19 protein-coding genes are annotated in these 25,771 nt (G+C 64.7%); 5 read left to right on the top strand and 14 right to left on the bottom strand.

Going from position 1 to position 25,771, the window contains the following annotated elements; genetic code table 11:
- Positions 1–36: 36 nt before the first annotated feature.
- On the top strand, positions 37–3,435 hold the full coding sequence (locus tag VGN72_22970) for a valine--tRNA ligase (protein HEV7302219.1): 3,399 nt from the start codon (positions 37–39) through the stop codon (positions 3,433–3,435).
- A gap of 660 nt (positions 3,436–4,095) precedes the next feature.
- Here VGN72_22970 and VGN72_22965 read toward each other — a convergent pair.
- The 5 genes from VGN72_22965 to VGN72_22945 form a co-directional block, all read right to left on the bottom strand.
- A complete protein-coding gene (locus VGN72_22965) occupies positions 4,096–6,123 on the bottom strand; it encodes a VWA domain-containing protein (protein HEV7302218.1) in 2,028 nt (675 codons plus the stop codon).
- Between the two features lie 3 nt (positions 6,124–6,126).
- Entirely contained in the window at positions 6,127–6,561 is a 435-nt protein-coding gene (locus VGN72_22960) for a GIY-YIG nuclease family protein (GenBank protein HEV7302217.1), read from the bottom strand.
- A gap of 93 nt (positions 6,562–6,654) precedes the next feature.
- Positions 6,655–7,548 (bottom strand): DUF58 domain-containing protein, encoded by an 894-nt coding sequence (locus VGN72_22955; GenBank protein ID HEV7302216.1) that lies wholly within the window; start codon positions 7,546–7,548, stop codon positions 6,655–6,657.
- Between the two features lie 3 nt (positions 7,549–7,551).
- The gene (locus tag VGN72_22950; GenBank protein ID HEV7302215.1) at positions 7,552–7,761 is read right to left on the bottom strand and encodes a hypothetical protein; all 210 of its coding nucleotides are present in this window, start codon (positions 7,759–7,761) and stop codon (positions 7,552–7,554) included.
- Positions 7,762–7,849: 88 nt separating this feature from the next.
- The gene (locus tag VGN72_22945) at positions 7,850–8,377 is read right to left on the bottom strand and encodes an O-acetyl-ADP-ribose deacetylase (protein HEV7302214.1); all 528 of its coding nucleotides are present in this window, start codon (positions 8,375–8,377) and stop codon (positions 7,850–7,852) included.
- Between the two features lie 316 nt (positions 8,378–8,693).
- On the opposite strand from VGN72_22945, the gene VGN72_22940 reads away from it, so the two are divergent.
- On the top strand, positions 8,694–9,263 hold the full coding sequence (locus tag VGN72_22940) for an LEA type 2 family protein (protein HEV7302213.1): 570 nt from the start codon (positions 8,694–8,696) through the stop codon (positions 9,261–9,263).
- Between the two features lie 86 nt (positions 9,264–9,349).
- On the opposite strand, the gene VGN72_22935 is transcribed toward VGN72_22940, so the two are convergent.
- The 4 genes from VGN72_22935 to VGN72_22920 form a co-directional block, all read right to left on the bottom strand.
- Entirely contained in the window at positions 9,350–10,405 is a 1,056-nt protein-coding gene (locus tag VGN72_22935) for a MoxR family ATPase (protein HEV7302212.1), read from the bottom strand.
- Between the two features lie 85 nt (positions 10,406–10,490).
- On the bottom strand, positions 10,491–11,786 hold the full coding sequence (locus VGN72_22930; protein HEV7302211.1) for an H-X9-DG-CTERM domain-containing protein: 1,296 nt from the start codon (positions 11,784–11,786) through the stop codon (positions 10,491–10,493).
- A 72-nt stretch (positions 11,787–11,858) separates the two neighbouring features.
- Positions 11,859–14,987, bottom strand: a complete 3,129-nt coding sequence (locus tag VGN72_22925; GenBank protein HEV7302210.1) for a VWA domain-containing protein — start codon at positions 14,985–14,987, stop codon at positions 11,859–11,861.
- A gap of 429 nt (positions 14,988–15,416) precedes the next feature.
- A complete protein-coding gene (locus VGN72_22920) occupies positions 15,417–16,385 on the bottom strand; it encodes a DMT family transporter (protein ID HEV7302209.1) in 969 nt (322 codons plus the stop codon).
- A gap of 127 nt (positions 16,386–16,512) precedes the next feature.
- Here VGN72_22920 and VGN72_22915 point away from each other — a divergent pair, with 127 nt between their 5' ends.
- Both VGN72_22915 and VGN72_22910 read left to right on the top strand, forming a co-directional pair.
- Entirely contained in the window at positions 16,513–17,316 is an 804-nt protein-coding gene (locus VGN72_22915; protein ID HEV7302208.1) for an SGNH/GDSL hydrolase family protein, read from the top strand.
- A 1,234-nt stretch (positions 17,317–18,550) separates the two neighbouring features.
- Positions 18,551–19,003 carry a hypothetical protein gene (locus VGN72_22910; protein HEV7302207.1) on the top strand — a complete coding sequence of 151 codons (453 nt, stop codon included), beginning with the start codon at positions 18,551–18,553 and terminating at the stop codon, positions 19,001–19,003.
- Positions 19,004–19,182: 179 nt separating this feature from the next.
- Here the strand turns inward: VGN72_22910 and VGN72_22905 are convergent, their stop codons facing one another.
- On the bottom strand, positions 19,183–19,518 hold the full coding sequence (locus tag VGN72_22905) for a hypothetical protein (GenBank protein HEV7302206.1): 336 nt from the start codon (positions 19,516–19,518) through the stop codon (positions 19,183–19,185).
- A 303-nt stretch (positions 19,519–19,821) separates the two neighbouring features.
- On the opposite strand from VGN72_22905, the gene VGN72_22900 reads away from it, so the two are divergent.
- On the top strand, positions 19,822–20,367 hold the full coding sequence (locus tag VGN72_22900) for a hypothetical protein (GenBank protein ID HEV7302205.1): 546 nt from the start codon (positions 19,822–19,824) through the stop codon (positions 20,365–20,367).
- A gap of 524 nt (positions 20,368–20,891) precedes the next feature.
- Here VGN72_22900 and VGN72_22895 read toward each other — a convergent pair.
- The 4 genes from VGN72_22895 to VGN72_22880 all read right to left on the bottom strand — a co-directional run bounded on the left by VGN72_22895 (position 20,892) and on the right by VGN72_22880 (position 25,753).
- Positions 20,892–21,062 (bottom strand): hypothetical protein, encoded by a 171-nt coding sequence (locus VGN72_22895; GenBank protein ID HEV7302204.1) that lies wholly within the window; start codon positions 21,060–21,062, stop codon positions 20,892–20,894.
- A gap of 188 nt (positions 21,063–21,250) precedes the next feature.
- Entirely contained in the window at positions 21,251–22,120 is an 870-nt protein-coding gene (locus tag VGN72_22890) for a hypothetical protein (protein HEV7302203.1), read from the bottom strand.
- A gap of 283 nt (positions 22,121–22,403) precedes the next feature.
- Positions 22,404–24,038 (bottom strand): hypothetical protein, encoded by a 1,635-nt coding sequence (locus tag VGN72_22885; protein ID HEV7302202.1) that lies wholly within the window; start codon positions 24,036–24,038, stop codon positions 22,404–22,406.
- A gap of 608 nt (positions 24,039–24,646) precedes the next feature.
- Complete coding sequence (locus VGN72_22880) at positions 24,647–25,753, bottom strand: extracellular solute-binding protein (protein HEV7302201.1); 1,107 nt, start codon at positions 25,751–25,753, stop codon at positions 24,647–24,649.
- Positions 25,754–25,771 lie beyond the last annotated feature (18 nt).

Raw genomic sequence — 25,771 nt, 5'->3', positions numbered from 1 at the left:
TCGATTGCCGATTTTTATTGAAAGCCGGACTGCGCTATGGCCGCCACCGAACTGCCCAAGACCTACGACCCCACCACCGTCGAAGCCGCCGCGTATCAGACGTGGCTGGACGAGAAATGCTTCCACGCCGACCCCACCGACGCCGGCGAGCCGTTCGCGATCGTCATCCCGCCACCGAACGTGACGGGTGCGCTGCATTTGGGCCACGCGATCAACAACACGCTACAGGACATCCTGACGCGCAAGGCCCGCATGGAGGGCAAGAACGCCGTCTGGATTCCCGGCCTCGACCACGCCGGCATCGCCACGCAGGCGGTGGTGGAAAAGCAGCTGAAGGAGAAGGAAAACAAGACAAGGCACGACGTGGGCCGCGAGGGCCTCGTCGAGCGCATCTGGGACTGGAAGCAGCAGTACGGCGACCGCATTATCAGCCAGCTGAAGCGCCTCGGCTGTTCCTGCGACTGGGACCGCCAGCGCTTCACTTTGGACGAGATGTGCGCCACCGCCGTCCGCGAGACGTTCTTCAAGCTGTTCAAGGACGGCCTGATCTACCGCGGCAAGCGCCTGGTGAACTGGGACACCCACCTGCTCACCAGCATCAGCGACGACGAGCTGTACACCGAGACGGTGAAGACGAACCTCTGGCACATCAAGTACCCGATCGTGGATGACCGTGGCATGGGCGTCTCGCCCATGCATGCAGGGGGTCCAAGCAATTCAATTAGTGGCAACCGCGCGGCCGAAGCGAATGAAACAAATAAGATCTCTTCGCCTGCTGACATGCATGGGCGAGACGCCCATGCCACGGTGATGACCGTCGCCACGACGCGCCCCGAAACGATGCTCGCCGACACCGCCGTCGCGGTGCATCCGGACGATCCGCGGTGGAACTGGGCGATCGGCAAGCAGGTGAAGTTGCCGCTGACCGGCCGGCTGATCCCGATCATCGGCGACCCGATTCTCGTCGACATGACCTTCGGCAGCGGCGTGGTGAAGGTGACGCCCGCCCACGACCCCAACGACTACGCCGTCTACGCCCGCCACAAGGGCACGCCAACCGAGATCGCGATCCTGAACCTGATGACCCCCGACGGCAAGGTGAACGACGCCGACGCGTCCTGGTCCGCCTACACCGGCCTCACGTTCACCGCCGCCCGCAAGAAGGTGGTGGAAGACCTGATCGTCGGCGGCTATATGACCGAGGCCGACATCAAGCCGCACGAGGCCAACGTCAGCTTCTCCGACCGCAGCAAGACCGCGATTCAGCCGTACCTGTCCGACCAGTGGTTCGTGAAGATGGCCCCACTGGCCGAACCGGCGCTGGAGGTGGTGCGCAACGGCACGATCAAGTTCTTCCCGGAACGGCACGCGCAGCAGTATTTGTCATGGCTGGGCGAGAAGCGCGATTGGCCGATCTCGCGGCAGTTGTGGTGGGGACATCGGATTCCGGTGTGGAGCGAAACCTTAACCGAAGAAGAATACAGATCGGATTGGTACGAGTTTCAACGCGAAAACGCATTCGATGACAACGACGACCCCACGACCTTCAGCAAAGTGGTCGTCTGGTCCCCTCCAGGCTCGACAAGCGAGATGGCGTTCTTCGCGGAACGCATCGGTGACGGAATGGTCCGCGCATATGTGTGCTTAAGTGGGCCGAATGAGCAACCGGGTGGAGGCGTGATGCTCGGTGATGAGTACACCCAAGACCCGGATGTCCTCGACACCTGGTTCTCCTCCGCGTTGTGGCCGCACAGCACGCTCGGGTGGCCGGCGGCGACGGCGGACTTGGCGAAGTGGTATCCAACCAGCGTCCTGCTCACCGGCCGCGACATCATCACGCTGTGGGTCGCCCGCATGGTGATGATGGGGATGTACAACATGGGCGGCAGCTTCTCTCTTACCCCCTCTCCCGGTACTCCGGGGGAGGGCAGGGGTGGGGGCCGTTCTGCTGGCAACTCCGCAGACGACAGGAGCCCCCTCCCTAACCCTCCCCCGGCGTACCGGGAGAGGGGACAAGAGAAAGCGCTCGGCATCCCCTTCGCCCATGTCGCGATCAACCCCACCATCCTCGACGAGCACGGCAAGCGCATGAGCAAATCGGCCGGCAACGGGGTGGACCCCGTCGACATCATTGACACCCACGGGGCCGATGCCCTGCGTTTCACCCTCACCACCATGGCGACCGAGACGCAGGACGCCCGCATGCCGGTGAAGATCGTCTGCCCGTCCTGCGGCACGCTGATCGCCAACCCGGAAAGCGCGAAGATCGAAACGGTGACCTGCCCCAAGTGCAAGACGACCGTCACCCGCCCGCTGGGCATGCTGAAGGGTTCGCCCGATGCCCCGCTCGGTCGCATGACCAGCGACAAGTTCGACCTTGGCCGGAACTTCGCCACGAAGCTGTGGAACGCCTGCCGCTTCGCGATGAGCAACCTGCAGGGGATGGACGCCTCCGGCCGTGGCATGGGCGTCTCGCCCATGCCTGTGGAGGGAACCAGCGATTCTATTTCTGCCAACGGCGCGGCCAAAGCATCTGACCCAAATCAAATCTTTTCGCCTGCTGACCCACATGGGCGAGACGCCCATGCCACGGCGCAGAGCCTGTCGCTAGCCGACCGGTGGATCATCAGTCGCTTCAACCGCACCGTGGACGAGGCGAACAAGGCCTTGGCCGTCTACCGGTTCGACCAGTACGCCAAGGGCTGCTACGACTTCTTCTGGCGCGACTTCTGCGACTGGTACGTGGAGGCCATCAAGCCCGCGATGAAGGACCCCGCCCGCGCGCCGCAGACGAGCGCCGTGCTGGCGACGATCATCGACGGTTCGCTGCGGCTGCTGCACCCGATGATCCCGTTTATCACCGAAACGATCTTCTGGCAGTTGAACGAAATCCGCCCCACGCGCGGCCTGCCCAGTTTGATCGACTGCCCGCCAAGCCAGCGGCTGATCAAAGCCAAATGGCCCACCGCCGGCCCGACCGATGACGCCGCCGAGGCGATCATGGAGCAGTTCCAGGCGCTGATCGTCGGCATCCGCAACGTGCGCAACACGTACAAGGTGGACCCGAAGAAGAGCGTGAACGTGACGATCGTCGCGCCGCAGTGCGGCGGCGAGCAGATCGCCGCCTATCCCGAACTGGTGGAGACGCTGGCGACCTGCAAGGTGACGGCCATCGTCAACGAACTGCTGGCGCCCCCCGCTAACAGCGTGCGCGCCACCGCCGGCGCGTGCGAGGTGTACATCGAGGGTCTGGTCGACGAGAACGCCGAGAAGGCCCGCATCGCCAAACAGCGGGACGATTTGGCGAAGCAGATCGCCGCGCTGAAGGGCCGCCTCAGCAACACCGCCTACACCGCCAAGGCCCCGCCGCATTTGGTGCAGCAAACGCAGCAACAACTGGCCGACGCCGAGGCGGAACTGGCCAAGCTGGGTTGATACCATCGGCGGCGGAGAGACCGGCAGGATGCTCTTCTGTAGGACAGGCATTCCTGCCTGTCTCTCCCCCCGCTCTCCCCCCGTATTCTCTCTTCTGTGGCACAGGCATTCGTGCCTGTGTCTCTACTGTCTTCCTTCTCTTGGCGGGACGGACATTCTTGTCTGTCTCTCTTGCGCACCAGAATAGAACGCGAAGGTCGCAAAGGGCAGACGCGAAGAACCGCGAAGAGGACAAAGCCACTCGCGACGGCGGTTTGGGTAAGACAAACTGCGATTCCGTGCACCATTTTGCACCATTGTGCAACATCGGGTGGTCGATCCGGTGGCCGGTGCGGTCCACCGCATCGCGTATTCGGTTGTCAAAGAACAGGCTATCCATCTCTACGCCCGCGCTGCGCGGTAGACGTCGTATTAGCGCAACGCCCTTCGTTTTCCTTCGCCCCCTCCTTCGCGCCTTCGCGTCTTCGCGTCTCTTCCTTCCTGACAAGCGAAAGAGAGACAGACAAGAATGGACCGCCCCACCGGCAGCGGAAAGGCGGAAAGACAGAGAAGAGACACAGACAGGAATGCCTGTGCCACAAAAGGGAAGCAGAAAGAAATACGGGGGGAGAGACAGGCAGGAATGCCTGTCCTACAGAAGAATGACGTGGAAGACGCGGTCTACAGGTGCACGCGCCGCGTATACACCCACCATTCGATCATCAGCAACGGCACGCCGACGCAGGCGATGATCCACCACCACAGTTCCGTGCGGGCCGGGCCACTGGTGGTGGCGACGGCCTCACCGACGCCGCCGGGCGCGGTGTCGACGGGGAGCAGGTTGCTCTCGCTCGGGTCGACCAGGTTCACCGCGATCTGCTCGAACTGTGGCACGGCGGGCGTCAGCGTGTAAATGCCGGCCTGGTTCAACGGCGGCAGCGCGAACTCGCCGGTCGGTGGCACGTCGATCTCACGCGAGCCACCCGGGCCGTTCAACCGCACCCGGCGAACGCTTTCACCCGCCCGCTGCAGGTTCTGAGCGGGAATGACCGGCGACGCGCCGGGGTCATACGCCTGGCGCACGTTCATGTCGGTGCCGAGCGCCAGGAACTGCATCGCGTTGTAGACGAACACCGGAAAGCTCGGCCGGGTGGGCCAGTTGCTCTGCAGCGTGTCGAACGACACCACCAGGTGCGTGCCGCGCCCCTCGCGATACAGGACCAGCATGGGCCCGTTCACGCCCTCGATCAGCACTTCGGCATCCAGCGGCGGTTGCAGGCTCAGCATCTCGGCGGCGTAGAGTTTCGACAGCACCAGGTGCCGCAGGATCGGGTGGTCGCGCTTCCAGTCGAGCACCTCGCCCCCCTCCGCCACCACGCGCTTGCCCTCCTTCGTCTCGGCCGTCAGCTTCGTGTTCGGTGGCACGCCACCCAGATATACGAAGTTGCCGGCCGGGGGCAGCGCGGTGGGCGAGTAGCGATCGAAGACGATGACATCGAATTCGGTCGGGATCTGGGCCTCGTACTGCTGCGGCGTCAGCCGCTTCATGTCCTTCAGGTCCAGGCTGTCCAGCGCCCGCTCGATGAACGGGTTGCCATCGCCCCCATCGACGTACAACACCGCCAAATTTCGTGGCGGAGGCACCACCACGTATGCCACGTCGTCGGCGGCCAAGCCGTCGCCATCGGTGTTCGTCTGCTCGATCTTCAGCACCGCACCCGTGTCGAGTTCCAGCGTGAACTCCACGCCTTCGCGCGGCGACAAATTTCGCGCCTTCACCTCCTGCTCGCGCTTGTCCGTCCCCCACCGGTCCGGCACCAGGCTCGTGCCGGCAACGCGGTTGACCTGAAAATTCAGGTTCGTCGGATCGGCCGGATCGATCGCCGCGACCGACAGCTGCACGGGCGCTTCAACGGGTTGCGGCCCGAAGCTCGCCAGCCGCGCAAACACCTGCACTTCCGTCGGCCGCTCGTAGTTCCGCCGCGCCGACACCGCCACCACGGCGATGTTCGAGGTGTCGTCGGAACCCAGCTTTTCGTACTTCAGGTTACCCGTCAGCCGCAGGTTTTCCGGATCGGCAATGCGGCCGTCGGAATACAACCACACGTCCGGCGGTTCCTTGTTCGTGCGGTTCTGCTCGGGCAGGAACTGCACCTGCGCATCCGCCAACTGATACGCCTGCTGCAGTCGGCTCTTGCGGTCGGTGGGCTGGATGGAATCGATCGCGTTGCGCAGCGCCTGCGCATCGCTGGTGAACGGCTGCATGGTCTGCGGCACGTCGTCGAACGCGATCACCATCGCGCTGCTGCCGCGCCCCATGGTGTTCACGAGGTCGCGGGCCCGCCGCTTGGCCTCATCCAGCCGGGTGCCGCCATCCACGTCGGGCGCGCTCATGCTGGCGGAGCGGTCGATCAAAATAACGCTCGTCTTCCCCGCCGTCGCCGCCAGCTTCGCCATGGGCCGCGACAGCGCCAGCAGCAGCGCGATCAGCAGCAGCATCTGTAGCAACAGCAGGAGGTTCTTCCGCAGCTTCTGGAACGGCGAGTTGACCTGAAGGTCCTGAATCGCCTTGCGCCAAAGAATGGTGGACGACACCGCCACCTCGCGCCGCCGGAGCTTTAAGAAGTACAGCAACAGCAGCGACGGAATCGCGATCGCCGCCGCGATGAGGGCGGTGAGGGGGTTGAGGAAGGTGGGGAACCAGGACATGTATCACCCAAGTATACGGCGGATCGGATGCAGCGGGTCGCGAAGGGTCATCGGTGGCCCATCAAGTACGTCGCCACCCGCTCCGGTTGTCATCCCGAGGGGAGCGGTAGCGACCCGAGGGATCGCCACAGTCAGCGATGGCCCCGGTCCACCTTCCGTCGAATCATCGTAGAGGTCTCGCCACTCCGGGTTGACGGATTCGATCAGCTTTACTTTCTTTTCTCGCCGCCAGCCTTTTATCTTCTTCTCCCAATCGATGGCCTGCGTCACGTCGCCGAACGTCTCGCGAAAGACGAGTCGCGTGACGCCGTATCTCGCAGTGAACCCGGGTACGAGCCTGTTGCGGTGCTGGTGCATGCGTCCGGCCAAGTCGCTCGTCACGCCGACGTACAAGACGCGCGAGGGGCTTGCGAGGATGTAGACATCGTACCGCTTCATGATGGTTTCCCTGTGCGCGATCCCTCGGGTCGCTACCGCTCCCCTCGGGATGACAATCTATACAACGGCTACACAAGGTGCATTACGGCACCGCTACCCCAGCAACCCCCGATCCCTCAGGTAATTCAGCACCAGCGTATCGAACGGCACCGCCGTGCTGCTGAACAGGTAACTGCCGCCGCGCTTGGTGACGTAGTCCTTCACGCTCATGCAATAGGCGTTCAGGTTCGTCTTGTACTGCTTGATCAGCGGCGCCGTGATGCTGACCTCGGCCAGGTCGTCATCTTCCAGGTCGCGCAGCTTCAGGTCGCCTTGTAAATCAGGGTCGATCTCCTGCGGGCTCAGGATCTGCACTGCGAACAGATCGTACGTGCCGGTGGCGACGTAGCGCAGGCCGTTCTCGTAGCCGGCCTTGTCGAAGAAGTCGGACAGCACGACGCAGACGCCCTTACCGCGGTTGGCCAAGGCAAACCGCTTGGCGGCCTCGGCGAGGTGGCTGCTGCCCTGCGGTTCCAGTTTGCCGACGAAGTCGATCATCTGCCGCACTTTTTGGCGACCACGCAGCGGGCCGGTCTCGGCGACCACCTTGTCCGACAGCGCCACGATGTTCACGCGGTTGTAGTTGACCAGCCCCACGTACCCCAGCGCCGCAGCCACCTGCTTCATGTAAGCGGCCTTGTTCGGCGTGCCGTAGTCGCTGCTCTTGCTGACATCGACCAGGATGTACAGCGAGAGGTCTTCCTCTTCCAAAAACAGCTTGAGGAACAGCCGATCGAGCCGGCCGTAGATGTTCCAGTCGATGAAGCGAAGATCGTCGCCGATCACGTAGTTGCGGAAGTCAGCGAACTCCACCGACTGCCCTCGCCGTTTGCTGCGCCGCTCGCCCTTCAGCTTGCCCGCCAGCATCTTGCGCGACACGAGGTCCAACTGGTCCAGGCGGGCCATGAACTCGGTGGAGAGAAGTTTGTCGGTGTCGGTGGCAGGCATAAGCTATTTCGCCGGGTCGAACTCCACCTCGATCGTCCCCTCTTTGCGGCGCGCGTTGATCTCGGCGGCCAGCTTCACGGCGGCGGCGCGGTTGCGGCACGCGACGCTGAACTCGTGCTGGCCCTGCTTGCCGTTCCACACGGTGAACTTGCCACCCAACCCCATGGCGACGCGGACGGACCCGGTATTGGGAGGAACGATGATCTTCGGCATAAGACGCGACTTCGTGAAAAAAGGGGAACCGCCCCCGCGTTGTCTATCTTATGTCCAACCCCGACCGCCGGGCAAACCGAAGCTGCGTTCACCGCTCGTCCAGCACGTCCACGGCGTGCCGGTAGGCGGCGTAGCTCGCGTCGTCGAAGCAGACGAATATCACGCGGTCGAAGTACTGCGGATAGGTCACGAGGAACCGCTCCGTCTCGTCGGTGGCAATCTGCGCGGCGCGGGCAATCGGGAAGCCATAGGCGCCGGTGCTGATGGCCGGGAACGCGATCGTGCGAATGTGCGTGCGCATCGCAAGTGACAAACTGTGGCGATAGCAGGCCGCCAAGGCTTGGTCTTCATCCTCCTGACCGCCGCGCCACACGGGGCCGACGGTGTGGATGACATACTTGGCCGGTAGGTTGTACCCCTTGGTCAGCCGGGCCTCACCCGTCGGGCAGCCGCCGATCGTGCGGCACTCTTCCAGCAACTGCGGCCCCGCGGCGCGGTGAATGGCGCCATCGACCCCGCTGCCGCCCAACAGTGATTCGTTTGCGGCGTTCACGATCGCATCGACCTTTAGCGTCGTGATGTCGCCGCGCATGACTTCCAGGGGCAGGCCTTCCATCTTCACATCGTAATGCGGAATGATGCGATGCGGAGCGCTGGTTCTGTTGTCGAGGGACGTGGCGATGCCGTAAGAGGGGATTCGCGCCAAGCACGCCAAGACGCCAAGAAGAGGAAGCGAGGATAGAGAGTCGCAGACGGAAACGCGGCTAAGCGCATGCGCGCAGGGGTGCGCCCTCTGCCCCTCTCCATTTTTTCTATCTCGTCTTCTCTCTTCTTGGCGACCTTGGCGTCTTGGCGCTCTTGGCGCGAACCCAAACAGGCCCAAGCCCAAAACAATTTGCCGAAACGCGCCGCCGAACGGTACGCTGCGGAACATGATCACCTCCACCCTCCGCATGCTCGTGCTCGTCCCGTTCTGCCTCTTATCCCTGGCCTGTGCCGGCGCGGGACTGGAGAAGCCGACGGCCGCCGTGAAGGGCATGTCGCTGGGGGCGATCAACGCGACCGGGCTAACGATGAACTTCGACGTCGACGTGACCAACCCCAACGCCTTCGCCGTCCCCTTAACCGCGGCCGACTACGGGCTGTCGATCAGCGGCACGAAGGTGCTCGACGGAAAGGCCGAGCCCGGCGGCGAGCTGCCCGCCAAGGGCACGCGGTCGCTCGTGCTGCCCGTCGCCGTCACGTTCGAGAACCTGCTGGCCGCCGAGCAAGCCCTGGTAAAGACCGGCGGCAACATCCCCTTTTCCTTGGACGCCGGCCTGAGCGCCGGCCGCGGCACCGCGCTATTGGGCCAATCCGTCCGCGTCCCCCTCTCCTACAGCGGCACCCTGCCGCTGCGCGACGTGTTAAATGATCCGAAGATCCTCCTGCAAAGCCCGGCGGCCCGGGCGCTTGCGCAGAAGGTGATTGGGAACGCACTCGGCGGGACGCTCGGCCGCTAACCGATCAAGGGAGGCATTCCCGGAGGCACGGCGGTCGTTCCCGGGGGCACGGGAGTCACTGCCGGGGGCACGCCGGAAGCTGTTCTTCACCGCCGCCCCGCCGCTGCCACGGTGGCCCCTTCTTCCACGCTCGTGGGCGTATCCGCGAGAATCCGTTCCAGCACCATGTCCGTCGTCATGCCCTCGGCCTCGCCTTCGAAGTTCAGAATGACGCGGTGGCGCATCGCGGGGATGGCGACGGCCTTGATGTCGGCAAAGCTGACGTGGAAACGGCCGTCGAGCAGGGCTTTTACCTTGCTGGCCAGGGTGATCGCCTGGGCGGCGCGGGGGCTGGCCCCCACGCGCAGGAACTGGCCGGTCATGGGGATCGCGTACATGCCGCCGGGGTGGGTGGCGAGCGTGACCCTGATCGCGTAGTCCTGCACGTGCGGCGCGATGACGACCCGCCGGACGAGTTCCTGGTAAGCGATGATGCGCTTTGCATCCAACACGGGCGTGAGGTCGGGCTGCGCGCCGGCGGTCGTGCGGTTCAGGATCTCGTGCAGTTCCTGCCGGCCGCTGTACTGCACGATCAGCTTGAAGAAGAACCGGTCGAGCTGCGCTTCGGGCAGCGGGTAGGTGCCTTCCTGTTCCAGCGGGTTTTGCGTCGCCATCACGAAGAACGGGCGCTCGAGCTTGCGGATGTCACCGCCGGCCGTCACCTGGCGTTCCTGCATAGCTTCCAGCATCGCCGACTGCGTCTTGGGCGTGGCGCGGTTGATTTCGTCAGCGAGGATGATCTGCGCGAACAGCGGCCCTTCCATGAACTTGAACTGCCGCCGGCCGTGCTCGTCCTCCTGGATGATGTTCGTGCCGATGACGTCGGCGGGCATGAGGTCGGGCGTGAATTGAATGCGCCCGAACTTCAGGTGCAACGCCTGCGACAGCGCGCGGATAAGGGCCGTCTTGCCCAGCCCCGGCACGCCTTCCAGCAGCGCGTGGCCGCCGACGAACAGGCAGGTGAGGACGCCGTCGATGATGTCGTCGTGCCCGACGATCGCCTTGCCGATCTCGGCCTTCACCGTCGCATAATCGCGACGGAAGTCGGCGGTGGCCTGCTCGATGGCGGGGTCGATCTGGGGGGGAGTGTTGGTGCGGGACATGGATTCTATTCCTTTGATCTCGGCACGGGGTTTCAACCCGTGATTTCGGTCGGACACACGGGTTGAAAACCGTGCGACGCGCGGACTACTTCGCTGCCTTCAACAACTCGTTGAACTGCGCCTCGTCTCCAATCTTCCGCACGCTGCCGTCACCGAAACCGACGTTCACGCCGTCAGTGGGGAAGGGTCCTTCGAACGCCTCATGGATGACCAAACCCCCGGGGGCCGCCGCGGCGTCTTTCGGCTTGATGTAGATGTAGCCGGGCTTCATGGTGGGCTGGGCGGGGTTGGTCATCAACTCGTCGAAGGCCTGCTGCGGCATTTGCTGGCCCTCGCGCAGGTCGGCGAGCGTGTCGGGGTACTGCCCGTCGCGGGTCTGGGCGTACATGATGGTCATCATTAGCAGTGTGCGGATGTTCGACGCCGACTTCACGGCGAACGCGGTATTGCGAGCCCGAATCATGGACGGCAAAACGCCGTCGATGAGCTTCGTCATCGCGGCCTGATCGAGCGACAGCTTTACGGTATCGCCCGCGGCATTGGGCTGCAGCATCGCCATCTCCGGTGGCGCGCCGGGCGGCAGGTCCTGCATGAAGCCGTTGATGAGCTTCGCCAGCGCCTCGGCCGACTTGGCGTCCTTCGATTGAATCGTGAGGTTCAGCGACTCGTTCGGCGGCAGGCCCACGCTCAGGCCGGCATGCTGCACGCCGGCGTTCACCACGTTGGCGACGACCGGGTCGGCCGCCATCATCAGCATGCCGCGCATCGGACCCGTGGGCGCGAACGCGACGCGGATCGCGCCGTCGCCGGCCTTGGTGGCGGTGGCGTGGGCGGTGGCCAGGTCGGCGCGGTCGACCGGCTTGATCGTCTTCAGCGCCGCCAGCGTCGGAGCCTCGCCGATCACCACGGCGTTGCCGATGCGCTCGTGCGTGGCGGTCGGCGGAGGCCCGCCCTCACCTTCACCGCTGGCCATCGCTTCATCGATCGTCTTGCCCACCGCGGTGGCAGCGGCATCGTCGGCAGTAGGCACGACGGTGAACATCGGCGGCCCGCCGGGCCCGGCCTGCGGCATCGACACGACCACGAACGCCCGCTGGGCCTTGGCGTCCTTCAGCGCGTCGAGCCACTTCTGCCCGCGCGCCATGTTGGCCGTCATCTCCTCGCGAGCCTGCTTCATCTGGGCTTCGCCGACCTTGGCGTCCTCCATCGCTTTGATGGCTTTAGCTTCAAAGGCTTTCAGGTCGAACTTCGCCAAGTCCACATCGACGACGACGATCGTCTTGTCGCTGAGGAACGGCTTGATGGCATCAAGGTCTTGCGCGAATGCCTGCACGGCGAACACCAGCGACGCGACGGTGGCAACGGCGATGCGTTTGAACATGAATCTCCCTTTAATCTTGATGAGATCGATCGATTCCGTGATCGACGTTTAGCGTGTCGGTAGCGAGGTTCATCATTTCTCCTCGTCCTGTCGGTTCATCTTTTCGCGCGCACGGCGTTTGGCTTCCAACAGGCTGCCCATGCCGCCGGCGTCGGGCTGCAGGCCCTTGGGGGTGGTGGCTTTCGGAGCCGACGGGATCGGCTTGTTCGTTGCGCCGCCGATCACGTCGGCGATGTCCCCATCGGCGGCGGCCGCGGCGCCGGGCTTGGCCTCGAACTTGCGCGAGGGGTCAGGCCGGGCCGCGGGGGTTACCGTCGCGGCGGCCTGCTGGGTTTGCTCGGCGGCGCCCTCGCGAGTCTGCTTCAAGGTCTCGAACAGGTTCGGCGTCTCCACCTTGCGCGTCGTTACCGTGAAGCCGCGAATGACGTTCGCGCCGGCGGTCGCCAGCCGCTTCGTGCTGGCCCAGTCCCAGGCAATTCGACGGATGGCGACGTCCAGAATCAACAGCGCCAGCAGGAACGGCAGCAGCAAGTCCCACACCGGCAACGGGCTGGCCGTCTGCTTTACGCCGAGGCGGGTGAAGACGTCGGCGGCGCTCGCGTCGAACGCCGGCAGCACCCGGCCGCCCGTGCGGTCTGCGATCTGCTGCAAAATCGTCTCGTTGCTGCGCAGGGCGCGCAACTCGGGCGAATCATTCACCACCAGGCCGCTGCGCAGCGTGCCACCGGTGTTGGTGCCGCTGTAGGTTAGCCCGACGGCGTACGTGCCCTGCTGCGGCGCGTCGAACTCGCCGGTGTAGACGCCCGGGGCGGTCTGCACCATGCGCACGTCGATCGGCTCGCCGTTGGGCCCCAGCACGTTGCCCTTGATGTTCAGGAAGTTCAGGAACGCGTTGTCGCGGTTCAGCGCTTCCACGGTGATGCGCCCCTTCTCGCCATCCTGCGTGGTCTGCACGTCGAAGTCGCCGCTCATGGGTGGGCGGGCGACGGTGCGGACGACCTGCGCCCAGAACTTGCCGAACTGGTCCGACCCCACGTACCCCGCGCTCCACTTGTTGTGCGCATCGGGCGTGAAGACGGCCGCCCGGCCGAGGCCGCTCTGCCAGTGGGCCAGCACGGGGTCGTTGTTCTTGCCGGCCACCAGGGGCATCTCGACCTGCGGGCTCTGCTTCTTGCTCGTCAGCACCATTCCAAAGACGGGCGCGCCGAAGTCCAGCCCTTTAATCACGTCGCTGTTGCTGGGCGTTAGCTTGAGTGGGATGCCCGCGGAGTCTTCCAGGATCAAACTACGCCGCACGATCGTCGCTTCCTTGATGAAGATCTGCGGCAGCGTGTTGAAGTTGTCGTTCACCGGGCCGTAGGCCTTCCCCTTCAGGTTGTCGGCGATGTACTTCATGTTCGGCGGCATCTGCCCGGGGTTCTGCGTATGCGGGTAGACGCTGACCGTGCTCACGCTCACCTTGGCCGCTTGATACTGGGCCACCAGCTGTGGGTTGGGCACCTGCGGGTCGCCGTCGGAGATGATGATGACGTGCTTCTGCCGCGCGTTGGAGTCCTTTAACCCCGTCACGCCCGGCTTGCCGCCGTTCAGCGCGACGTCCATCGCGTTGTCGAAGCTGGGCATGTCCCCGACCTGCATGCCTTTAATGGCCGCCATCACCTGGCTGCCATCCCCCTTCTCGCTCAGTGGGTAGTCCCACTGGCTGGTGCCAGTGCCCCAGTTGTAGGTGACGACGCCGATGTCATCCTTGGCGCTCAGCGTCTCGGCCGCCTTAATCGCGCACTGTTCGCCCCAGTAGTTGCCGTTGGGAAACTCGCACGAGTGGACGATGACGACCAGCGCCCCCTTGCCCACCTGCCGTTGGGCGGGAATGTCCATCTCGACCGGCAGCACCTCTTCGAGCCGGCTGCCCTGCCAACCGCCAGCGCCGAAGGTGTCGGGCCCGCCGATCATCACCAGCCCGCCGCCCATGTCGTGCACGTAGCTGGCGAGCAGGCGCTGTTGCTCATCGCTTAGCCCCCCCGCCCCGCGCGACACGTTGGCCAGGATAACGGCGTCGTAGTCCTGCAGGCGCACGAGGTCGGTCGGGAAGCCATCGGGCGTGATGTGGTCGGTGTTCTCGATCAGCACGTCTTCCCGCGCCAGCGCATCGCGCAGCATGCTGCCCGAGCCGCCGGTGTTGTCGACGTACAGCACCTTCCCCTTGCCACGCACGAACGTGAAGGCCTCGCTGGCGTTGTTCTGCGCCAGCGTATCCGCCACGATCGGCTCGCCGCCCGGTCCGGCGATCGGGTCCGGATCAAACGTCGCCCGGAACTTATGCACGCCCCCACTGCGCAACGGCGGCACCGCGACGCTTTGCTTGTTGGTGCCGGGGTTCAGCGTCACCTGGCGCGTCGTCTGCGCACCGGCCGTGTACGGGTCGAGGTCCATCGCCTCGCCCTGGTGGCGAACGGTGAGCGTGCCCGTCACCGGGCCGTCGTTGGTATTGCGTAGGAAGACATCAACCGAGAACGGCTCGTTCTCGCGCCGCCAGGTGGGGGCGACGAGGTTGTCCATCGTGATCTCGCGCTGCACCTGATAGCTCAGCGGCACCACGTCGATCGGCACGTTCTGCGCCGCCGCCTGCGCGATGGCGGTGTTCACGTCACCTGCGGTCGCGTTGCCGTCCCACAGCAGCACCATGCGGTGCATCGCGTCGCGGTTCATCGTGGCCAATGCCAACTGAATCGCGCTGGCGACGTTCGTGCCGCTGCCGGACTCGCGGATCGCGCTCGTGTTGAGCGCCAGCGACGTGTTGGGCAGCGCGTCGATGGCCGCGTTGTTGTCAAAGCTGATGACGCCCATCCGGTCGCCGCGCGGCTTGTCGGTGCGCCGGCTGATGTCGTTCAGGTAGGCCACCACGCCTTCCTGCACGGTCTTGCCCGGCGCGTCCTGCACCTGTTCGGCGCTCTGGCTGACGTCGCGCAGGAACATCACCTCCAGATCTTTGTGCTGCCGTTGCCAGCGCACGCCCCCCAGGATCAGCACGATCATCGCGATGACCAGCAGCCGCGTGCCGATCGCCACCCACTTGCGCACCGGCCCCAGCCCGTTCAGCGAGCGGATGCCCAGCAGAACGACCGGGATCGCCAACGCCGCGAACGCCAGCGCAGCCGTGCCCCACGAGTAATACTCGAGCGTGAGCCACGCGACGGCCAACTGCGGTGAGATTGTCGCTGAAAGGTGCTCGATGGTGCCCGCCCGATGCTGAACCGTCCGCCAGCCTACGCCGTGCGTGAACGATCATAGTCTGTGGTTGGGCGATTCGCGATGGCTTAATGGAAGATCTGGGGGGCGGTCGCTGTTCGTTGTTTAGCGCCAAGCACGCCAAGACGCCAAGTTCGCCAAGGAAGACAGAGAGCGCGAGCCAATCCCTCCGGTCCCTCTCCCGGTACGCCGGGAGAGGCTAGGTGAGGGTGATTTCGACCAGTCGAGAACCGTCAGCAGTTCGAAATCACCCTCACCTAGCCTCTCCCATAAGTACATGGGAGAGGGACCGGACAAAACACCCTCTCCTCTTACCCTTTCCTCCCCTTGGCGCTCTTGGCGTCTTGGCGTTCTTGGCGCTAAATCCCCCAACCAAAGCGCTCAATCCGGCACCACCACCGATTCCCGCCCAGCGATCACTTCCACCGCCACGTTCGCCACCAAAATCAGCACCGCCCCCCCTATCTGCGTCGCCGTCATCCCATGCCCCGCCCACGCCCACGCGAAGGCCGCCGCGAAGATCGGCTCGGCCAGGTAGATCAACGACGCCCGCACCGCATCAATCTTCGGCTGTTGGTACGTCAAGATCCCAAACGCCGCCACCGTCGCGAAGAGCGCCAGCAGCAGCACGTTCTGCCACACGCGCGGGTCGATCGTCGCGGCCACCATCGCCGGCAACCGCTCGCCCGCCAGCATCAGACTCAACCCACCGCTCAGCACCGCCGCCACGATAAACTGCGCCGCCACCATGCGGGCCGGGTGCTCGCGCAGGCCCGAATGGGCGATGACGAAGATGTAGACCGCCCAGCAGATCGAGCAGATCAGCCCCAGCAGTTCCCCGATGCCAAACCCCTCCGCCGTCGCCCCGGTCATCAGCCAGACGCCCACGGTCGCCAGAACCACGCCCATCCAGATGACGTTGCTCGGCCGCCTTCGCGTCACCGCCCACGACAGCAGCGGCACAAAGACCACGGTCAAACTCGTCAAAAACGCCGTGATGGCCGCCCCGGAATGCTCCAGCCCCAGATGCTGCACGATGATCGCCGCCGACATCAGCAGCCCCAACCACACCCCGTGCCGCACCGCCCCGATCGTCCACCCCGTTCGCGCCGCCGGCACGATCGCGATCCACAAAAGGGCCGCGATCCCAAACCGCACCGCCAACCCCCACAGCGGCCCCAGCGTCGCCCCCGGCCCCGCCCCGACCGCCCCGTTCACCGTCTCCCCCACCGTCTTGGCCCACGTAAAGCTCAGCCCCCAGAACAAGCACGCCAGCAACAGCCACCCCGCCGCCGCCCGCGCTGCCGGCGCGCCCGTGCCGATCGTTCCAGGTGATTGCCCGTGATCCATCGCCGCGACTGTACCCGCTCGCCCCGGGTTGCGGTTGGGCAGACCCAACCTGTGCCACCCGCCTTTGTTTTTCCCCGGGCCGCGGGCCTTATAAATCCGTTCGACCCGGGCGTGCGTAAGGTTCGCAATGCGATGCATTGGCGCGATCGTGACGTTCTGGATTGGGGCCGTGCTGTTGCTCGGCTGCGACCGTGGCGAGCGGGCACGGGAGACCGGCCCGTCCGGGGCGTACCCGGCCGTGCCGGCGCCCGCGCCGCGCCCACCAGCCACGCGGCCGGTGGGCGTGGTGCGGTACCTGGCACTGGGGGATTCATACACCATCGGCGAAGGCGTCGAGCCGGCGGCGCGGTGGCCGGTGCACCTGGCGGCGCGCGTGAGGGAGCAGGGCCGCACCGTCGAGGAACCGTGGATCATCGCCGCCACCGGCTGGACCAGCGGCGACCTGCTGGCGGCCATCGACGCGGCCGAACCCCTGGGGGCGGTCGACTACGTCAGCGTGATGGTCGGCGTGAACGACCAGTTCCAGCGCCGCTCGATCGACGCCTACCGCGAGCAGCTCACGACCCTCGTACGGCGCGCGATCGCGTGCGCCGGTGGCGACGAACGGCGGGTGGTGGTGATGTCGATCCCCGACTGGTCCGCGACCCGAATGGGCCGCAGCATGAGCGGCGCGGCCGACACCGGAGGTGGCGCGGCGGGCGGCACGAGCGTGTCGGCCGACATCGACCGGTTCAACGCCGTCTGCCGCAATGTCGCCGACGCGGCCCACGTCTCGTTCGTGGACGTGACCTCACTGTCCCGCTCGGTCACCGACGATGCCGGCTCGCTGCTGGCGCCCGACGGCCTGCATTACGCCGACCCGATGCACCGCCAATGGGCCGACCTGGCCTGGGCCGCCCTACTGTCGCGGCAGACGCAACCGGCGAGATAATCCGACCAAGGCTGACCTCGATCCGAAGGAGAGGCAATACGGATCGGGCTCGATACGTGCGCGGCGTCTTCACGTGCCACGGGCGCTCGCCCGTGTTTCTTAAAGCAAGACACGGGCGGGCCGCCCGTGGTACGCGCAGCGATCAAACCTGATCCGTATAAAAGGTCGAGAGCCAAGGTTTGATTACAAACCCTGCCCCCCGCCCGACCCGCCCGATAAGAACCGCCCTGGCCCGCCGCCGATCGGCCGCCCCATAACATCCCGTTTTTCCCGCCGCCGTGCTGGGGTGTTAATCTTCCGTGCACGTGCCCGGAACTTCCGGGCAAGTGCACGGAACTCCCGGACAAGTGCACGGAACTTCCGGGCAAGTGCACGGAACTCCCGGGCAAGTGCACGGAACTTCCGGGCAAGTGCACGGAACTTCCGGGCAAGTGCACGGAACTTCCGGGCAAGTGCACGGAACTCGCGGGCAAGTGCACGGAACTTCCGGGCAAGTGCACGGAACTTCCGTGGTGGACCACGCAATCTCTGTGGTGGACGACAAACCATCCTTACCAGTGCCGGGTGGCACAGGTTGGGTACGCCCAACGGGTGCGACCGAGACGGACCTTCAGTGCGCCCCCACCGCCTCGCCGTTGCGGCCTGATCGACAACACCGGTTGCGAGTACCCAACCTGTGCCGCCCGCCCGACCGCGGATCCCGCAAGCCGCGTTTTCAGTACTGATATCCCCCGCCTCGCCCGTTGAACCCCACCCACCGCCCGCGCAAAACGTAGTTTCCTTCGAGCAAAAGTCTTTTTCCTTCGAGCAAAAGTCTTTTTTGTTCGAGCAAAAGTCATTTTTGTTCGAAGGAAAATCCCTTTTGCTCGAAGGAAACTCACGTTCGCTCGAACGAAACGCGGTCTCCAACAACGATTCCCCACCTCAGGCCGGTAGCATGGCCACGCGCTCGGGAGATCGTCGGAGACGGAAAAGGTGACGCAGATCGATTAGTCGGATTCGATGTGCATCACCTTCGTCTTACCGGAGGCGGAACTGGCGTGCCCGCGGGAAAACAGAAACGGAAACAGAAAGCGGGACAGGTCCAGGTAAATGAGTAATTGGACCTGTCCCGTTATTATCCTTCTCCAGGGGAACAATGACTCCCGACCCCTTTACGACCTCCGACCCCTTTACCGACCCCTAGGCCAGTGGGACGACCCTCGCCGGCCCGGCCACTGAACGGATTTGCATTATGTCCCCTTCCGCAATCGACTGGCAACGACTTCGCGAGGGACTGCAGCCCGATGGCGCGCTCCGCGATGTTTATGTCCTTAAAGCAGACGAACAGCATTGGGACCGTTTCCTAGCTGCACTGCCCCGGTCGCCGTACCGGTGGCAACTGACGCACGGGGAGCGGTCGGCCGCCAAGCCGCTAAGCCGCTTCCGAGATTTGCAGTTTCGCGAGACGAATCATGCCCTTCTACGCGTCACACTGGCACCAGACCTCGTCCTCGCCTGCCACTTCTTCTCCGCGGAAGAAATCGAGTTGGACGTCGTGCCGAACGACTTGCAGAGCGACGACGCGGTCTGCATGCTCATCGACTTTATGAGGTGGCTGGGGCAGGTCGTTGATCGTCCGGTTGTCTTGACGCACGAAAACCGACGGGAAGACGTCATCCTTCGGATCGAGAGCACGGGGACATGACCAGCCGATGCAGTGGACCGAGCCGGCGGGTCGCACGGGTTGGGTACTCCCAACCTGTGGCATCGATCTGCTTGACGATCCAATCAAGCATCGGCGACGATACCGGGCCGTACGGCACAACACAGGTTGCGAGGAGCAAAACAAAGGTGGATGTCCCGTTTTCCGTCCCCGCGACCCCTTTATCGCTCGCAGCGGAAGCACTGCAGAGCCTTCGGGGTCCGGCACAATCCCCCGCAACCCGGGCAGAGATTCAAGAAGACGGCTTCCCCGTGCTCTCGCAGAATGCGCTCGGCGATGCGCCGCTTGAACTCGACGGGGCCGTCCGCGAGGAGTTGTCTGACAGCACGGCCGGGTTCTTCTGGGTCATCCGGGTTCGGCGGACCGGGATCGCGCGGCCCGTACATCACGTAACGGTAGAACGCATGATTCTCATCGACTGAGACAAACTGCCCGAAGTGCTGCATCAGGTAGTCGATCAGATCGTTCGACGTGCTGTCGGGGGCCTGCTGCTGCATAACGGACCAGCATTCAACGGCCGGCCGGGCGCCGAGCCGCGTTGGAAACACAAGGACCGTACCGCCCGGCCGGTCCGGGGACCAGAAAAGGGGACGGACCAGAAAAGGGGACATCCAAAATATCCGTTCGCGGTGTTGGCCCGTCAACGATCCTGTGTGGATATTCTGGATGTCCCCTTTTCCTCGCCCGACAGTTCAGACGCGGCGGTTGCGTTTGTGGCCAAAACGCTGACGAAGGAAGTAATGTAGTTTCTCCTTGGCCGTCATCACACGCGGTGGGCCGTGCCAACCCTACGAGACCCAATGGAACCGTCAAACCTCATTGTCCTGCACTCGCCCGCCATAACACTTCTCTTCTTCGTGTTCTTCGGGCTGCTTGCGCTTGGCTTCTACGCAGGGGCGTTTCGCATGACGATCCGTCACCTTCGACGTGAGGTAAATTTGAAACGACGCGACGATGCCATCGCGGCCGTGGGACTTGCGGCAGTCGGCGGCGTCGTCACATTTCTGCTGTTTTCTATCCCTCGCTCTTCAGGGGTGGATGTGATTGCTGTGTACCCCGATAGGATCGAATTGCGGTACTGCTGGAAGACGGTCTCGCTCAAGGATAGCGAGATCGAATCCGTACACATATTGGTCAAACAGGTACGCGGCGGGCGTCGGACCGGGCGGAAAACGAGACAGGTCGTGGTGCTTAGAGCCCAAGGCGGTGAGTTCCGAATGTCCTGCCCGTATCATGACGAGCCGACCCGTGCCCAGCTAGAGCAATTCTATTCTGAAGTGGTCGCACGTATCGCCAGACTTGTAGGGTCCGCTGGTACGCCTGCGGACCGTTTCGGTTTACGATGAGCGAAGATGGTCCGCAGGCGTACCAGCGGACGCTACGAAGCTGGAGGCCGCATGTCACGCCATCCGTCCCCACCTGCGGCAACGGCTCGCCGGCACCGTCTCGTGGACATTCTTGGCGTTCCCGGTCCTAGGCGGCTTGTGGCGGCGATCGGCCTGCTTGTCTCGGGCGAAGCGTTGCTGCTCGTTCCGTACACCGAGTACCTGAGGTACATACCCGGCGGTCGCTTCGTCCAAGCGTTCGCCTTGGTATTGGTATGCGGCGGGTTGGCACTGTTCGTACTATGGTGCTCGGAGCGCGGCTCAACGCGACGTTCGCGGCAGATCGTCACTCGGCTCCCTTTCTTGCTTACGATCGTTTGCTTTGCGCTGGCGATTTTGATTGGAGTTCTCTGGTTCGGCCTCGGTCCATTTGGCTCAGTCCATCTCCGAGTTGGCGATTGGCAGATCAGTCCATGGCAGGATCAGCTTGTGGCCACGAGGCACGCGAGCGTTCCGACGACGCTGCCTTCGCCATCACCCGCGCCCTATCGAGTCATCAGCACCGCTTTCGGGGAGTCGTGGTACGGCGCATGGGCCAAGACGACGACCGTCCTTGGAGGGACCGAATACCGTTCGCCAGGCTCGGGCGGCGTGTGGCTTAGCACGAGCCAGCAGTACCGCACGCCGTCGACAAGGTTGCTGATTTCGTTGATCACAATCGGTGCCGTGTATCCAATTCTGTTTGGCGCGACGGCGGCCGTTGTCGCTCTACGACGGCGCAGCCGATCACGTCGAGGATGCTGCCTTTCGTGCGGCTATGACCTTCGCGCCACGACCGGGCGCTGCCCCGAGTGCGGAACGGTCACGGGTGGTAGCCATCCCGCCGTCGTATATAGCTGATCCGTTATCGCAACACCTGCAACCGATTGTTCCCCGCGTCGACGATCACCGTGCGGCCGTGCTTGTCGATGGCGGTGGCCCAGGGGTAGGCGAGTTGGCCGAGGTCGCGGCCGGGGGAGCCCCAGAGTTTGAGGCTTTGGCCGGTGGTTTTGTCGATCCATTGGACGCGGTTGTTGCCGAACTCGGTGACGACGAGGTGGCCGGCGGGGTTCATCACCAGGCCGTAGGGGAAGCGGAACTGGCCCGGGGCGTCGCCGACGCTGCCGAGGTTGCGGAGGAACTGGCCGTCGGTGGTGAAGACGGCGATGCGGTGGTTGCAGGTGTCGGCGACGTAGAGCGTGCCGTCGTCGATGATGATCGACTGCGGGCGGCTGAACTGGCCGTCGGCCTGGCCGAAGGAGCCGATCTTGAAGAGGAAGTTGCCCTTGGCATCGAAGACCTGGATGCGGTCGTTGTCGCCGTATTCGCTGACGAAGATGCGGCCCTTGTCGTCGAAGGCGATGTCGGTGGGCCAGATGAACTGGGCGTCGCCGGTGCCCTCGTGGCCCCAGGTCATCAGCTCGCGGCCATCGGGCGAGTAGACGACGATGCGGTTGTAGTGCGTGTCGGCGACGTAGACGTTGCCGTCGGGTCCGACCGAGATGCCGGTGGGCTTGCCGAAGCGCTGCTCGGGCATGATCCAGTCGTTCAGAAAAGCGCCGTTCGAGTCGATGTGCTGCACGCGGGCGCGGCGGTCGACGACGAAGAAGGAGTCGTCGGCGGGCGCGTAGGCGATGGCGCGAGGATAAATCACCTGCGATGGGCCGACGCCGGTTTCGAGCCAGACGGCGTCGGGGGCGCTGCCGCGGTCGCAGCCGAGGAGGGTGAACGCCAAGACGCCGAGGACGCCAACCCAAGAGCGCCAAGAGGCGAGGGGGTGGTTGGAGTTGTTCTTTGCTTCACCGCTCCGCACTTGGCGTTTCCTCTCTTGGCGTTCTCGGCGTCTTGGCGTTCAACAATCTTTTCCGACCGTTGCATGGGCGTCTCGCCCATGCGTGTAGTGAAGTCGGAAAATTTGATTTGTTTCAGCGGCTTGATCAGCGCGGCACCTAACCAATCGTATTTCCCGTTTCAGTCCACAGGCATGGGCGAGACGCCCATGCCACGGTAAACGGCCACTACTTCCTCACGCGCCACGCGCGGTTTCGTTGCCCCAGCCACACCAGCATCGCCACGACCGCCCCGACGCCGATCGCAAGGCCGGCCAGCAGCAGGCTGGCCTCGATCATCGGGTCGAAGCGCACCGTGTGGACCCACGTCATCAGGCTCGGCACCAGCATCGGCGGGCGCAAGGGTGAGAGCAACGTGGTGGCGGGCACCTCGCCCATCGCCAGCACGCCGACCAGCACGCCGGCGGCCAGCAGCGTGGGCCAGGCGATGGGCCAGATGATCGCGACCGTCGCCTGCCAGGGCGTGGCGCCGTCCACCGCGGCCATGTCACGCAGGGGTTGGTAAGCAGGCCCGGTGGTGCCGCGGGCGGCCAGCAGCGCGATCCAGACGAAGCGGGCGAGGTAGGCGATGATCATGATCGGCACCCCATCGTAGGCCCATTGCAGCCACGGGCGGTTGTAAATGCGGATGAGCGCGATCGCGATGAACTGCCCGCCGATCAGGAACGCGGCAATCGCGAGGATGAGGACGATGCGTTGCCTGCCGCTGCACGCTAAAAGCGCCGCGGCGCTGGCGAAGAGGGCTGCGAGGCCCGCGATGAGCAGCGTGCCGGTGACCTGCGGTTGAAATTCGTTCCAGATGAACGCCACCGATCGCGCCGCCGAGTGCGAGAGCACCAGGGCCCCCACCGGCACCGCGATCACGATCAGCAGCACGGCGACCGCCGGTACGATCCACCGCCAGCTTGCGCGCAACACCGCCGGCAGCGGGCCAACGTCGACTTCGGTATCGTTCGAAAATCGCGACAGTCCCCACAGCGCGATGCCGCTGAGGAATGCCACCGCCAGCACGAGCGGCGCGCCGGTGACGATGGCGGCCGCTGCGCGCGAGGCTTGGTCCGCCCCGCTGAAGCCGGCCGACTGCACGCCGCCGGGCTGCCAGGCGTCGGCCCCGAGCAGCGCCATCACGCCGCCGGTGTCGAAGACGGTGCGCACCTCGGTGGCGATCACGCTGATGCCGGTCTGCTCGTAGACCGCGAACTCCTGCATCGCCAGCACGAGCACGATGGCCAGGGCGCTGGCGATCGTCGGCCAAAGCAGGCGCAGCGTGACGCGACCGAGCACGCCGTCCATCACCGCCTGTTGTTGCAGGTTGCCGTCAAGCCGGCGCAGTGCGAGGCCCATCAATCCCGCGGGGATCGGCCACAGCCACGCCGCCAGCGACCAGATGCAACGGGCGATGTCGGCGGTCGATCCCGGGTTGAGCTTGACGTCGCTTAGCCCGAAGAACCGCGACCAGCCATAGGAGTTGACGATCCATAGGAACTGCGACCAGCCGTACGAGTACACTATCGACGGAATCAGCAGCGACCCCGGCAGCACCGCCCACATGAGCGCGACCAATGGCCCTCGCCGCCGTCCGAGCACGATCGCGACTGGCGTCGCCAGCAGGACCGCGACGATTGCCGCGATCGCGTTGTAGCCGACGGTGCGGGCAAGCAGCAGCAGGCGGAACTGATCGCCGACGATTTCGCCCAGCGCCGCCGGGTGCGTCGCGATCTGCCAGAGCACCCACGCCGTCGGTAGGCCGCAGCAGAGCGCGACGAGGACGGCGACGATGATGCGGGGCAGACGAGCGATCATGCGACGGCCGAAAGCTTACCGCCCGCAGGCGGGAAGGACACGGACGCCGCGGCGGCGAGCGGCGGTCGTGTTCAACATTCTTCTGTAGGACAGGCATTCCTGCCTGTCTCGCCCCCCGGCATTTCTCTCCCCGTATTCCGTCTTCTGTCTTTCTGTTGGGACGGACATTCTTCCTGTCTGTCACTCTACTGCTCGGCGCATCGCGCCAAGGACGCCAAGAGGCCAAGGCCGCCAAGGTAAGAAGCAGAGAAGGACTGTTTTCGCCGCTCGCCTGTTCGACCTTGGCGGCCTTGGGGACTTGGCGGCCTTGGCGCGCAGAAGCAGCGAAGAGAGAGAGTCCACCAGGAGGAAAGACCAAAGAGAAGAGACACAGGCAGGAATGCCTGTGCCACAGAAGAGAGAATACAGGGGGAGAGCGGGGTAAGAGACAGGCAGGAATGCCTGTCCTACAGAAGAGAAGAAACCGACGCGAACGACGGCGGGGCGGGTTAGGGGACGTCCCGCGGTGTGCCACCGGCGGCTTGCCCGCCTGTGTCTTTGTCCATCAGCAAAGCAAGACACGGGCAGGCAAGCTGCCAGTGGCACATTGGTTTTGCACAGAATCCGCCCTACCGGCCATCAAGGATCGCCATGGCTCGGGGTACGACCAAGGGCATGAGCCGCGCGACCTCGCGGTAGTCGACGGCCATGGTCTTGATCGATGCGGGGTCGCGCACGGAGTACGCCGCGAACTTGGCGGCAATCAACTGCTGCTCGACCTCCGGCGACAGCAGGTAATCGACCAGTTGTCTGGCGGCGGCGTCGCGCTTCGTGCCGTTCACGACGCCGACCGTGCAGGGCAGCACGAGCGTGCCGAAGGCGGCGGTGTCGCCGTCGGCGGGCTGCTGGTCGGGCAGGATCGCCTGCGCGCTGCCACCGCTGGCATTGACGGCGGCGACGTCGTCGTTGTCGGTTAAGCCCGCCAGCAGGTTGCCCTGCGACACCTCGCGTGCGACGACCGAGTTGCCGCCGAGCATTTTCACGCCGTTGGCGCGCAACCCGCGGAAGAACAGATCCGCCGGCTCTTCGCCCAGCTTCGCGTACAGCGCCGCCACGTGCGAACCGGTGGTGCCGGCGGTCGGCCGCGCGATCGCGATCTGATTCTTCAGCGATGGGTCGAGCAGATCGGCGAGCTTCGTCGGTGGGTAGCTCGCGCCGCTGGGGAAGACGATCTTGGCGCCTTGCACCACGATGACGCGGGCGCGCAACGCGCTGCCCGTCCAGCGATGTTGCGGGTCGCGAAACTGCTGTGGCACGTCGGTGGCCGCGGGGGATTCGTACGGCGCCAGCACGCCCTCTTCCGCCAGCCGCATGGTCAGGAAGACCTCATTGCCCCAGAAAACGTCGGCCCGCGGGTTGGCCTTCTCGGCGATCAGGCGTTCGACGAGACCAACCGACTTCGTCGCCTCGGTATCGGTGCGCACGTCGACGCGGATGCCGGTTTTCTGTTCGAAGGCCTTCAGGATCGGCGTGGCGATCGGTTCGTCGACGCTCGTGTACACCACCAGCGCATTGGCCGCCGGTGCGGGGGCAGCGCTATCGCTGTCGCGCGAGCAACTGCCGGGGATGAACGCTGCCAGCAACGTCAGGGGTAGCAGCAACAACAGCAGCGAGATGTGCCGCTTCCGATTTCGCCTGCGCTGTTCGGCGGGGTCGTTCGATTCCCGAGACTCCATTCTCGATTCCTTTTGTTC

This window comes from Tepidisphaeraceae bacterium, assembly GCA_035998445.1.
GTDB lineage: Bacteria > Planctomycetota > Phycisphaerae > Tepidisphaerales > Tepidisphaeraceae > DASYHQ01.
Note: the sequence above shows the minus strand (reverse complement) of the source record. Positions and strands in the feature narration are given on the sequence as shown.

Coding starts and splice junctions, on each gene's coding strand:
- VGN72_22960 (HEV7302217.1), bottom strand. CDS start 6,561: ATGAAGCGGTACGATGTCTACATCCTCGCAAGCCCCTCGCGCGTCTTG.
- VGN72_22950 (HEV7302215.1), bottom strand. CDS start 7,761: ATGCCGAAGATCATCGTTCCTCCCAATACCGGGTCCGTCCGCGTCGCC.
- VGN72_22910 (HEV7302207.1), top strand. CDS start 18,551: ATGTCCCCTTCCGCAATCGACTGGCAACGACTTCGCGAGGGACTGCAG.
- VGN72_22885 (HEV7302202.1), bottom strand. CDS start 24,038: ATGATCGCTCGTCTGCCCCGCATCATCGTCGCCGTCCTCGTCGCGCTC.
- VGN72_22905 (HEV7302206.1), bottom strand. CDS start 19,518: ATGCAGCAGCAGGCCCCCGACAGCACGTCGAACGATCTGATCGACTAC.
- VGN72_22880 (HEV7302201.1), bottom strand. CDS start 25,753: ATGGAGTCTCGGGAATCGAACGACCCCGCCGAACAGCGCAGGCGAAAT.
- VGN72_22935 (HEV7302212.1), bottom strand. CDS start 10,405: ATGTCCCGCACCAACACTCCCCCCCAGATCGACCCCGCCATCGAGCAG.
- VGN72_22965 (HEV7302218.1), bottom strand. CDS start 6,123: ATGTCCTGGTTCCCCACCTTCCTCAACCCCCTCACCGCCCTCATCGCG.
- VGN72_22970 (HEV7302219.1), top strand. CDS start 37: ATGGCCGCCACCGAACTGCCCAAGACCTACGACCCCACCACCGTCGAA.
- VGN72_22955 (HEV7302216.1), bottom strand. CDS start 7,548: ATGCCTGCCACCGACACCGACAAACTTCTCTCCACCGAGTTCATGGCC.
- VGN72_22945 (HEV7302214.1), bottom strand. CDS start 8,377: ATGGAAGGCCTGCCCCTGGAAGTCATGCGCGGCGACATCACGACGCTA.
- VGN72_22900 (HEV7302205.1), top strand. CDS start 19,822: ATGGAACCGTCAAACCTCATTGTCCTGCACTCGCCCGCCATAACACTT.
- VGN72_22915 (HEV7302208.1), top strand. CDS start 16,513: ATGCGATGCATTGGCGCGATCGTGACGTTCTGGATTGGGGCCGTGCTG.
- VGN72_22920 (HEV7302209.1), bottom strand. CDS start 16,385: ATGGATCACGGGCAATCACCTGGAACGATCGGCACGGGCGCGCCGGCA.
- VGN72_22940 (HEV7302213.1), top strand. CDS start 8,694: ATGATCACCTCCACCCTCCGCATGCTCGTGCTCGTCCCGTTCTGCCTC.
- VGN72_22930 (HEV7302211.1), bottom strand. CDS start 11,786: ATGTTCAAACGCATCGCCGTTGCCACCGTCGCGTCGCTGGTGTTCGCC.